10 protein-coding genes are annotated in these 12,452 nt (G+C 30.3%); 6 read left to right on the top strand and 4 right to left on the bottom strand.

The features are described from left to right. Positions 1-71: 71 nt before the first annotated feature. The 4 genes from H1X92_RS11860 to H1X92_RS11845 all read right to left on the bottom strand — a co-directional run bounded on the left by H1X92_RS11860 (position 72) and on the right by H1X92_RS11845 (position 6,581). The gene (locus tag H1X92_RS11860; RefSeq protein ID WP_180560351.1) at positions 72-1,676 is read right to left on the bottom strand and encodes a M10 family metallopeptidase C-terminal domain-containing protein; all 1,605 of its coding nucleotides are present in this window, start codon (positions 1,674-1,676) and stop codon (positions 72-74) included. A 69-nt stretch (positions 1,677-1,745) separates the two neighbouring features. Beyond that, the gene (locus H1X92_RS11855; protein ID WP_180560350.1) at positions 1,746-2,060 is read right to left on the bottom strand and encodes a hypothetical protein; all 315 of its coding nucleotides are present in this window, start codon (positions 2,058-2,060) and stop codon (positions 1,746-1,748) included. 6 nt (positions 2,061-2,066) lie between these two features. After that, entirely contained in the window at positions 2,067-2,246 is a 180-nt protein-coding gene (locus H1X92_RS11850; RefSeq protein WP_180560349.1) for a hypothetical protein, read from the bottom strand. A gap of 45 nt (positions 2,247-2,291) precedes the next feature. Continuing rightward, positions 2,292-6,581, bottom strand: a complete 4,290-nt coding sequence (locus H1X92_RS11845) for a hypothetical protein (protein ID WP_180560348.1) — start codon at positions 6,579-6,581, stop codon at positions 2,292-2,294. A 722-nt stretch (positions 6,582-7,303) separates the two neighbouring features. On the opposite strand from H1X92_RS11845, the gene H1X92_RS11840 reads away from it, so the two are divergent. The 6 genes from H1X92_RS11840 to H1X92_RS15935 all read left to right on the top strand — a co-directional run bounded on the left by H1X92_RS11840 (position 7,304) and on the right by H1X92_RS15935 (position 12,307). After that, positions 7,304-7,699 carry a hypothetical protein gene (locus H1X92_RS11840; protein WP_180560347.1) on the top strand — a complete coding sequence of 132 codons (396 nt, stop codon included), beginning with the start codon at positions 7,304-7,306 and terminating at the stop codon, positions 7,697-7,699. A 444-nt stretch (positions 7,700-8,143) separates the two neighbouring features. Further along, positions 8,144-8,713 carry a DNA-3-methyladenine glycosylase I gene (locus H1X92_RS11835; protein WP_180560346.1) on the top strand — a complete coding sequence of 190 codons (570 nt, stop codon included), beginning with the start codon at positions 8,144-8,146 and terminating at the stop codon, positions 8,711-8,713. Between the two features lie 153 nt (positions 8,714-8,866). Beyond that, entirely contained in the window at positions 8,867-10,111 is a 1,245-nt protein-coding gene (locus tag H1X92_RS11830) for a valine--pyruvate transaminase (RefSeq protein WP_180560345.1), read from the top strand. Between the two features lie 787 nt (positions 10,112-10,898). Beyond that, entirely contained in the window at positions 10,899-11,249 is a 351-nt protein-coding gene (locus tag H1X92_RS11825; RefSeq protein ID WP_180560344.1) for a YceK/YidQ family lipoprotein, read from the top strand. A 315-nt stretch (positions 11,250-11,564) separates the two neighbouring features. Then, positions 11,565-11,804, top strand: coding sequence for a hypothetical protein (locus tag H1X92_RS15940; RefSeq protein ID WP_225506549.1), 240 nt, complete (start codon positions 11,565-11,567; stop codon positions 11,802-11,804). Between the two features lie 140 nt (positions 11,805-11,944). After that, complete coding sequence (locus H1X92_RS15935; protein WP_233458159.1) at positions 11,945-12,307, top strand: outer membrane protein; 363 nt, start codon at positions 11,945-11,947, stop codon at positions 12,305-12,307. Positions 12,308-12,452 lie beyond the last annotated feature (145 nt).

Here is a 12,452-nt window from a genome sequence, read left to right as displayed (position 1 = left end):
AAAAGATATTTTCAATTTGGCTTATTATAAAACTTTTGCTCTACCATCTTCATATAATTAGGCAAAACTATTTATAAAATAAAATCAGTGTCCGCTACAATTTTACCGGCAACTTTAATAACAAAATCTGGTTCAAAATCATCATCAGCATTGATACTGATACGATAAAAATGGTCTTTATTGCTATAAGATATGACGGTTTCTCCAGGAACACCGTGAAATCCGACCCCAAAATGAATAAAATTTTTACCATTGTTAGCAATATTATGACTGGCATTGATCGCCGACAAATCAATTTTATCTCTGTTAGTGCGAAAGTCCATTATCATATCAGGCGAGGTAGGTAATGACTCTTCAAAAGCAGTATAAACAAAAACATCAGAAGAAAGCGTTTCATTTTCTAAGGAAGTAGCAAGCAATTTCTTCAGATTATTCGTTTTCACTATATGTTCAGATTGTTGAGACTCTTGATAGGGAGGAGTAAAGAGAACATAAGAATGAATCGCGGCTATATTTTCACTAAATTTGGTTGGATCTACATTATTTCCACCCCAAAGTATATCTTGTCCCAATCCGCCATAAATAATATCACTTCCTGCTCCACCATTGATAATATTATTAAATTCATTGCCGATAATGATATCATTTCCTCGACCACCAATCGCATTTTCAATAATGACTTCTTTGGCTATTGATATATTTCCTTTTAAACCACCAACATTAGAAAATGAACCCGGATTCAAATTTATCTGTTGATCTTGATAATAACCAGCAAAATCAAAGGTGTCATTACCATCAGCATCCCATACCGTGAAAATATTACCTTTATCATCTTCATTTATTAAATAATAATTTTTATCCGCATTAGCATTAAATCCATATATAGTATCCCCTTTTCTGGCTGCCATGTTAGCACCATATAATTGCTGTACAGCATATATATCATCTATAAGCGGGGTATATGGATAAGCACCGCCAAAATCAGCATTAGTATATTTTTCACTCCAATTACTCATAACCGTATATTTAAGCGAATCTTCTAGATAATTAGCTTTATTCCAATAAGATTCTCGTTCATGCTTCCATTGCAAATATTGCGGTGATTCAATATCAGAAACGATATTAGTATAATTTCCAGGATGAGTTAAACCGAGCGCATGGCCAATTTGATGGACTAATACCATTCGACCATAAATACCCTTTTCAGGTTGTAATATATGACGATGTGTCTGTATGTTAAAAAAACAGGGTATGCTATCTAAATTCATATCTTGATTTGATAAATAAGAAAATTTCCCATCCTGTAAGTTCATACTAGGAAAAAATCTAAGAGTACTCGCGGTATTTTTATCTACCTCAATGAATTTTATATTAATGACATCAGACCAGGCATCTAAAGATTCTTTTACCTGTATTCTTTGTTCATGCGTTAATTCATTAATTTCATCACTATCATCAGAAGATGTAAATGAATAAGTTATTTCATTATTTTGAAACCGTAAACGAGGGTTATTATTTGCTATTATAGAATTTAATATTTGTTGACTAGCTTCAAAGGAATCATAAGATTGTTTAGTATTTCTTGTGACTTCACTCCCTCTTTTATTATAATTAAGCTGAGCCACTACCTTATAATAATATTGTGACATTTTTTTAGGTAGATAATTTTCAATCATGAAAACCCCCTAATTCATATTAAAAGTAAAAAATGATATAACCGAAGTATCGATTAAAATAATTCAATATTATTTTAACGAATCATTTTCTAAGGCTTTATTTATAGATTCAACTGCTAATAGATTTGAGCTAAGAAACTTATCTGCTATAGAGTATGAATATTTATTAAACGAAATAAGGTTCATCATAAATTCAGCAAATTGGTCTGAATTGGTAACTTCTGTAGAATCAAGTATCTTTTTTAATCTCCTAAAAATATCATTAAATTCCTTACCATTAAATCCATAATATTCTGGATGCGAAGATAAAAAATCTTCTAAGTCCATTTTTTTTAAAATTAATTTTGCCATATCAAAAACAAGATGTCCTGATACATCTTTCAATCCAAATTAGCTATCGTTTATTCTATCTATTAATTTATCTGAGTTTTCAAATAATAGTATTAATTGTTTCCAAAACTCGCTATTTGCCAGACTTTGCTCTATGGCTAACTTTAAATCATCATCACTAAGATAAACATCAGCTTCATATACTTTAGGTGTTGGTGCTGATTCATAATTTTTTTTCACAAAACCATTTTCAGAGGAAAAAGCATGTACTATTACTGTTTTATCTTATTTATGTGCTATCACTTGACCGGAAGGAATTGAACCAAATCCACCGAAAAAAGATTGTAACTCAATGGTTTCTACTTTTTGCCAATTATTAAGGCCATATAGTTCTATTGCTAAGCCTTCAATAATATTACTTAAATCGGTAGAATCCATATAATTTATAATTGAAGGTCTTCCCTGCGGCTTAATAAATAATTTATTGCCCTCTAAATTGAAAACTGAATTCTGACCTAGTAGCGTCTTTTGCCGCATACGTTGTAAATTAATTGTCCCAGTAACAATATTTGTATAGTTAAATCTACCACCCGCAACGCGGGCAAATTGATCTACTGAAACAATATCATGCAATTGCTTTGTCACTAAACCTATGTGATCACCTTGACTAATAAAAAATTTCCCTTCTCCTAAGCTTATCATCATACTTTTTAAACTGTAATCCGAGTTATAAAAAAATACCAATCGACCAGCTAGCAATGCCGATAATTGTGTAACATTGTCTATTTTTTTTATATTTGTTAACAAGCTACTAATACTCGTTTTATTATTGTCTGCCGTTAAGATTGCCCGCAAATCTTCTTGAAAGACGGCTGCTTGTTCAAATGTCAACTCTTGAGAATCGCTTAAAATTCGAGTCATAAACTCCAATAACTCTGATTCAATTGGTTCTTTTTTCAAGGCTTCCTGAGCAATGTCTTTAATCGTGTTTTGGGGTAATCCGCTGCCATATGGCTGGGCTGCATATACCTTTAATTTACCTAATTCTGGAGAATATCGCTCTATCTTATCACTGACAAAGTTACCAATCTGTTCTGCCATAATAATGCTATTACTATTATTGAGATAACCACCTAATTTACTATTATTATTACCACTAAATAGGCCATTTCCCAAACTTACCAGCATATGAACCAATTTTTCCTCTTCGGTATAAAAAAATAAAATTTCTCCAGCTTTAGCTTGTATTAATTCATTCATGCTTCTAACTTGCCGGTAACTACGCAATATACGCATCGATGGATCAAAGATATTTTTAGCATTTGAATCTCGCGCTATTGTTGATAATCCACGTATTAATGGCTCCTTACATTGTTCATCTATCTTATGAGAACGATATAATATATCGCTAATATATTCCCAATTATTTTTATAGGTTTTATTATTAAGTTCAATTGCATGAACGACATTGAGAAGTGGATTTTTATTAATTGTATAATTAATTGTAGGATTAATATCAGTCTTTGCTGTTAGTACTTTTATATACCAATCAGGTGAGTTTAATGTTTTAGTACCTTCAATAACGTCAATAATATCAATAGCAGATTGATTGAAATATAATCTAAAATTTGCTACAGCCATTTGCTCACCAGCAAAATCTTTATATTTAATTAATTTTTTAGGGAAAGCTTCACGGTATCTTTTTTCCCATATTGATTCTTCTAAAATAAGTGGGCCATCTAAGGATGAGTTGTCAATATTTTTAAAACGATGAGCAGTTAAGTCAAAAACATATTCCTTATTGTCTTTTTTGCCAACTACAGTCAAATGATTCATAGGACTTTCATCTAGTTCATTATTCCAGATAGATACCCCTCGATATCTAATATCTGTCATGTCATGATCGCGCATATATTTCGCAATAGCAGTTATTGATGAATCATCTTCTGTAATTAGATCATCAATCTTTTTAGCAATAGAGGGATTCGAATGTAATTCAGTTAAATACTTTTCTGCCGGAATATCAGCGGTCAGATTATTTGGGTTGAATTTTTCTCCAATTTTTAATAAAAATCGATTTTCGTTTTTCTCAGGTGACAAAGTAATCTTCATATCAAAATGACCTTTTTGAAAATCTTGAGTTAATTTTATCATCTCCATTTGATCATAATTAATTACTCTTCTTTTAAATTTAAATTTTGAATAAAATTTAACGGCTTTCGCTAGGGATTTAGTCATAACCTCTGAAATAGCAACACCGAGAATTTCAGCAGCAATATTCATTATCCCTTCTTTTAGATAATTTTTATATTCCTCTTCCTGATCACTCATTGATGCTTTTAGAAATGAAGGTGTTGCAGCCAAAATACTTCCGTATACCATTCCAGTTAAATTGCCCATTAAAAATGAAAAAAAAGTATAAGGGACTATTATATCTTCTAAGCGACTAAATAGTTCAATAAGTAACGCTTCAGTGTGCGATTTGATTAATATATCGGCTTTTTTTATATTAAAATCGATAATAGATTCAAATATAAAAGAGTAGTCTGTATTTTCTCTTTTTAATTTAAGCTCTAAAGGATTAAGCTCACTGTAATTATTAAAATGGAATTTTACCCATGATTTTAATTTTTCACTTGCAGAAATCGCGCGCTTAAAATCACGAAATGAGGGATAATGAAGACATTCACCGGTAAAAACGGATATCACGGCAATAGGTGTGTGGTCCGCTTCAATGCTGTTAGCCGTTTTATCAATGCCAGTAACAGGCCCGCGATCCCAATCAGAAAACACTAACAATCCCGGACTATTTTCCACTAAATAGTATAAAGCGTCCTTTTTACCATAAGTGGTTAATACATGCTCTAAATAGTCATAAAAGGCCTTTTTTATCTCCTCATTTTTTTTAATTTTTTCCATTTCAGCAATATAACTATTTTGAATATCAGCAGAATTTATTTTATTGATAAGTTCTTTTGTATATTGATCAGGATATAACGCGCCTAGTACTTCATCTAATTTATAATTTAGGTTTTCCGATAACCACTTACGCTCACGGCCTAATAAAATATCCCGCACAGTGTACATTTTTTCTATAGGTGGATAAAAATACTTTTGAGCACTTTCTATTTCTGGGTTATATGATTCAGATTTATAGCGGAGTTTTACCAAATCATTTAAAGAAGTATTATCAACATTACAAATTTTGCTTTGTTGTGCTAAATATTTGGCTAAATAATTTTCCAAATGTGGCATTTTTTCTAGTAACTTATCTTTTTCTTCTTTTAATAAATCAATATTTTTTAACATATCAATTTGATTCTTTAAATTTATTGCTTCCTCATTCAAATAATTAATCAGTACAGGACTAAATTCTGTTGGGAATTTTATGTTAATATTCTTTTTATTCATCAAAGGTGAGTTAATTTCTTCAATATGTCGGGTTAAATATTCAAAAATATTAAAAGTATCAGATATAATGTTATCATTATCATCCGTATAACTATATATTATCTCTGTCTTAACAATATCTTCTATCGTTAAATCACCAAAAGCATGTTGATCAGTTTCATAGATAGAATAAACTAACCATAATGCATAAACACTGATAACTTCAATTGGCAAATTAGGTTTATCACTATTTTTATTAAAACTATATTTTTCATTAAATAGCCGAGTAAGAATATTTATTTTGTGAATATTTACTAACAGTTCCGTTTGATCATTAATATCAATTTTATCAAAATAAGAATTAATTACTTCTTGATAAATTTTATTTAACTCAAATCTAATAGGTGTAGATGATATATTATTAAGTTTATTGTTAATATCATTTTCCACAGTATTTAAAAATTGATTTTCAACTAATAAATGTGAAGAATCTATTGATATAAGAAAATTATCTAACTTTTTGATCAATGATTCTTTTTGGTTATTAATATTTTCTTCGCTTTCATTTTCATTTATATCAATAAATGATAAAATAATATTCGAAATTTCATATATTTTACCCTTTATACTAGATAGAGGCTCTGAGTTTATTTGATATCCCATATTATATATTTGATTTATCGTTGTCGATTCTTGTGCTAAAATTAAAATTCTAGAATAGATCGCCAAATCATACTCATGTGCTTGTATCTCTTTTTTTAATAAATTATTAACATTAATTTGGTCTTCTAATCCCGAAGCTAATATTTTATCATTTGATATTTTTTTTCTTAATTTATAAATTTGTGTATTTAATTCAATATATTCATTAGTATTTTTGATATCGATTTGCTTATTAATATTATTTATTATTTTTATAATTAAATTTATCAGCTTATCAACTTTAATTGAGTTATGGTACTCTGGTAAACTTGCCTGTCTAATTTCTCTCTCTTTAATAATGTTATGATTTATTACCGAATCAAGACTATTAACATTAGCATTTTTTTCAGCAAAATTACCAGCCACTGGCTGTATGTTAGTCACCATGTTTTCGTCATTATTTTTTAACAGTCTGTTTTTATTACTAACTTTATCATCAACTGAAATATAATTATGATTAAAAACATTAGCCGATACTTTCATTAATCCTTACCTTAAAAATTACATAAATTACAATAGATTTCTTATTATATATTCTTTCAAAAAATTATGTTAATTTTTTGTTAAAAATAATAGCGATAAATAACTATTTAAAAAATAAATAAAAATAGAATAATAAATGAATAGTCATGATAATGACTAAATTAGAGTCAGTAAAAAATAATCTTTAATACAATAAACAAAGGCAATTTCAATTTAAGAAAATAATGTAATAAGATTGTTCTTAATATAAAAAATACTATTTCAAGCCAAAAAATTTAACGATATTAGTTATTCAATCTATTAATTACATCACTATGTGCTGCTGGCTAGCTTTTATTATTCACATCATGGAATAATAAAAACCGTTATTATCATCTATTATGAAACTTCTTCAGAATAGTCAATTAGTTGGAATCAAAGGAGGCAAAAGAATCAATGTTTATTTCACTTTATTACAAATAAACTCATACCATGTTTTATTGTTATTAATACTTAACAGGGACAAATTCAACTTCACTAACTCATTTCTCAAAAAACACTCGCTTCCATACGTTAACATAGTAAGATATGATATTTACTTACTTATTTTCTCTCAAGATAATTAACATAACGTTGTGATATAACAAATCTTTGTTTATTAGCGTCGAATAAAATATTGCAGTAAAACGATTCAATATGAATCACCCCGTTAAAGTAAAGTTGAATAAACAGATGTGATTAACATGAAAATATTATTTTTAATGCTGACATTATTAACGCTAACCAGCTGCGCTTCACGGCCACAGCCAGCATTGATGGATCTTGACAAAAAAAGTCGTGAATTTAACCATTCTGCCCTGTTAAATATTAGTCATATTCAGAAGATCAACGCTTCTTTTAATAGTGGCCAAAAATGGCAATATTCAACGTTTTTTCCTGCCACTGCTGAACAAACCTCTCCTGTTTATTATTATGCACTGGCTAATGCTCATAGAATTATTATTTATACTGATAATGCCAATTTTTGGCTTATGGTTAAAAATAAGCTGAAAGCACAAGGAGCAACGGCAGCTATTGAATGGCAATTTAAAAAAATGTTTTTAGCTAAACAAGCTCAAATTACATTCATTAAAGATTAAAATAACTAAAAAATAAATTAAATAATCTTGATTAAAATAATCAATTACTAATTTCGCAGTTGATGTATTTATTATAACCTTTTGTATATAAAAAGGTTAATTAGCTAACACATGGTTAATTTTAACATTTAAATGATAAAATCAATGTTCTTTTACTAACCAATAAAAATGGTCATAATAACAAAGTATCAAAGACTTATTTAAATAACGCTTTGCCAACCTTACAAAATGTAAAATAAATGACAATTTACCTATTTCCCAATTGATTTAAATAGCTATTTTCCGCAATCAAAATGCATTGCCTATTTAATACCCCCCATATCTTAAAGAAAAATTACCACTATTATTGTCACAGCAAGTCATAGTGCTACTGTTAAAATCCTTATCATAAACTTATTAATATCGAATAATAGATCGATACCTCACAATAGGAGTAATAAAGTAATGACACCACTACGTTGCCATTGGGTAACTGCCGATGAGGAATATATTGCCTATCATGATCAAGAGTGGGGAAAAGCAGAAAAAGATAGTCATAAATTATTCGAAATGCTTTGCCTTGAAGGACAACAAGCCGGACTCTCTTGGTATATTATTTTGAAAAAACGTGCTGGCTATCGTGACTGTTTCTACCACTTTAATCCAGTTAAAATTGCCAAAATGACTCAGCAGGATGTTGATCGTCTAATGCAAGAACCCCGTATCGTGCGTAATCGCATGAAAATCAATGCTATTATTACCAATGCCCAAGCTTACTTAGCGATGATCCAATCAGGTGAGGATTTTAGTCAATTTCTCTGGCAATTTGTCGATGGAAAAACACAAATCAATCATTGGCAACATCAAAGTGAAATACCTACTCATACCGTTATTTCTAATCATCTTTCTCTTGCTTTAAAAAAACGTGGCTTTAAATTTGTTGGTAGCACCATCTGTTACGCATTTATGCAAGCAACCGGTATGGTTAACGACCATTTAAGCAATTGTATTTGTCGGCAGAAAAAAAACGAGTAATAAAAATATCATTATGATAAATTTATAATCACATAAATATAAAAAATTATAATATTCGGCATTAATTTGTTAACCAACCCATTATTCTATTAATAATAACAGAATATTGTGCTGGTTTGTTTACTAGTCATTTGCACAGTTATGAAGAAAAGCATGATACATTCACAATTTGGTAAAAAATTTTCCAGTTCATCGAGTATCTCTCTTTTAATGAAAGATCTAAATGAGGGCTTACGCACACCTAACGTCATTATGCTTGGTGGTGGTAACCCAGCGTACATTCCTGAAATGGATCAATATTTTCAGCAATTATTGATAGATATGGCTAAAAATGGCCAGCTCAATGAAGCATTATGCAACTATGATGGCCCGCAAGGAAAAGATGCCATGCTGGAAGTATTAGCAAATACGTTAAATGAGCAAGTAGGCTGGAATATCAGCGCTAAAAATATCGCATTGACTAATGGCAGTCAGAGCGCTTTTTTTTATCTATTTAATATCCTAGCAGGCCGTTGTGAACAAGGAATTAAACGGAAAGTTCTTTTCCCTTTAACACCAGAATATGTAGGTTATGCCGATACTGGACTTGATGATGATATTTTTGTTGCCAATAAACCGCAAATTGACATCCTGCCTAGTGGTCAATTTAAATATCGAATTAATTTTGAATCGCTAACAATAACCGATGATATTGGTGTTATTTGCGTTTCCAGACCCACCAATCCGACTGGAAATGTCATTACCGATGAAGAAATGATGCAATTAGATGCTTTGGCCAAACAGCATGCTATTCCTCTTTTAATTGATAGTGCTTATGGTATTCCTTTTCCAGGTATTATTTTTAATCAAGCAACACCAATCTGGAATGAAAATATTATTCTATCTATGAGCTTATCTAAATTAGGATTACCTGGCTGTCGCTGCGGTATTATTATTGCAAACGAATCTATTATCACCGCTATCAGTAACATGAATGGCATCATTAGCTTATCCCCTGGTAGTATAGGCCCAGCATTAATGCTAGCGATCCTTAAACGTAATGATCTATTGAGACTTTCACAAACTGTAATAAAACCTTTTTATCAACAACGCGTTACTGAAACCGTAAAAATTATTCGCCGTTATATACCCGAGAGTCGCTGTCTGATCCATAAGCCCGAAGGCGCAATATTTCTATGGCTTTGGTTTAAAAATTTACCGATCAATAGTCAAACACTTTATTCACGTCTTAAAAAACGCGGTGTATTAATGGTGCCGGGGGATTATTTTTTCCCAGGACTTAATGGACAATGGCCTCATTCGCATCAATGCATGCGAATGAACTATATTCTACCACTGGAAAAAATAGAACAAGGAATCGCGATTTTAGCGGATGAAATTGAAATTGCCTATCAATAGCATAAGTTAAATAGCTTTATTAAATATACTAAACAATATAATTCTATCTATGATAAAAAAACCTCTTATCATATACAAGATAAGAGGTGATAAAATAATAACGAGGACTTTGAATTGTAAAGTTAACGGGATCATATTCAAGGGTATTGCTAAATGAAATGATCTATTTTCCGAGCTCTTTAACACCGTAACTATTACAACATATTCAGTGTTCTGTTAATTAAATAATAAATTGATATTTTTACCACTATTTCGAACAATTATTTTTCAATTTAATTAAAATTATAATCTAATCATTTTATTAATAATCCAGCTATCAAGGTTGACAGAATAAGAAGCATTAAAGTTAATACTGTACTTGATGTTGTTAGATGCTGACGTTTAAATCTACAAACACGTTATAAAAAAGATGGAAAAAACGATTCACTGGATAAGTTATCAAGAAAAGCTAAACATGCTTAACATTTATTATTATCCTTCTCTTTACCGATTAATCAAATTTCAACCGCAAAGAGTATCCTTATCTGCCATATTTTAAAAAACAAAGAATGGACTAACCCTAAAGAAATATAGAAATTGTTAATCAATTTCTTTAAACCAATCATCCATTGCAAAGGAAAATAAACTTTTCTGCAACCCATTTTCTATTAACTGTGCTTTATCTTGGACATACAACAGAAAATAATGGTTAAAAAGGTTTATTTCTATTCACATGCTGGTATTTTTACCATTAATGTTTATCATTAAAATTTCATATTCGCTTGGAGAAGCTAGGCTTATACCTTTAATGACAAGATTAATCCTCGTTATCTATACTATCTGTTTAAATATTTTCAGTTGCCTGATACTGTTAAGCGGCTGCTCAAGTATTATGACCCATGTTGGACCTCATCAAGGTTACTATTCAGGCACCAAAGCCGATAGCCGAATACTTAAAGATAGCGATACCGGCTGGGTGATAAAACCGCTTGCCATGATTGATTTACCTTTTTCTGCGCTACTTGATACCGTTTTACTACCATATGATTATTTTCAGATTGAAAAAGTTGTATCGCTCCCCTCCCCAAAAGAACGCGTTCAAAATTGGGAAAATGATCAAGTCGCAAATGCCACTCAGCAAATATCAGCAAAAAATTAACATTGATTCCATAACTGCCACACTTAATTTTTAAGCAGAAAATTAACCTGACTTTAAATACTGAAATTAATAAAATAGGTAAAATAAATATTCAATTAGTTGTGATAGAAGTTTTTTATATTTATCAATAAGTAAAAGCTTGCATTATTAAAATCAGCACTCATAGCCGACTTTAATTTAATAGCCGAATTATATTAAAGGAAACCTAAACATATTTTATCCAATCATTATTTATACCAATTTTCAACATATGAGCTACCATTATTTTATTAGATTGAAACAACTTTTTTATTTTATTAACTTGAGAAATAAATAATGAAAAAAACACTTATGGCTTTAATTACTATCAGCATCATTCCATCTCCTGTGTTGGCAAATGAAAGTAAAAATGGTGTTTATATCAGTGCAAAAATGGGTGCATCGATTCTACAAATGTCAGGCCAATTTTATCCACTTAACGATTTATCAACCAACCTTGCTGAGAAACAAAAAGGGGACAACCATAGAACTGCCGTATTAGGTACTGGCCTCGCTTTAGGCTATGATTTTATATGATAATTTTAAACTTCCCGTTAGAGCTGAATTAGACTTTACTAGCCGGGCAAAGGCTGATTATAATTATTCAAAATCTCAAGAAAATGCCGTGTTTTTTTTTAGAAGCACAATTAAAAAATCAAATAGAAGCAAATACATTAATGTTTAACGCTTATTATGATTTTAAAAATCCATCTGATTTCACTCCTTATCTCTCTGCTGGCTTAGGTTATGCTTATATAAGCCAAAAAACATCTCCAATAGCAACGCTGGGTATATCCGGAGGGGGAATTAGCACCGAAACTCTCCAAACACGTTCTCATGCCACCAATAACTTTGCCTGGAGTGCTGGCGCAGGTATCAAATATATGGTTAATCAAGATTTTTCATTCGACCTTAGCTATAAGTATCTGGATGCTGGCCAGGCTGAAGTAGATTATTTCAATTTAGAAGGCGTAAAAACTAATTCAAAAACTCAAGTTAGGACCCATGATATTATGTTAAGTGCAACTTATCATTTCTGATGATTAATAGTGCTACGGGATATCACATAAAAAAATAATTTTTATAATAAACAAAGAATATACTCTGTTGTATAAACTTAGTGTATTTATTTGCATAAATACAATTTTTATCAATTAGTTATTAAGAATAGAAAGCGAGATATCC

This window comes from Arsenophonus endosymbiont of Apis mellifera, assembly GCF_903968575.1.
Classification (GTDB): Bacteria; Pseudomonadota; Gammaproteobacteria; order Enterobacterales; family Enterobacteriaceae; genus Arsenophonus; species Arsenophonus apicola.
Note: the sequence above shows the minus strand (reverse complement) of the source record. Positions and strands in the feature narration are given on the sequence as shown.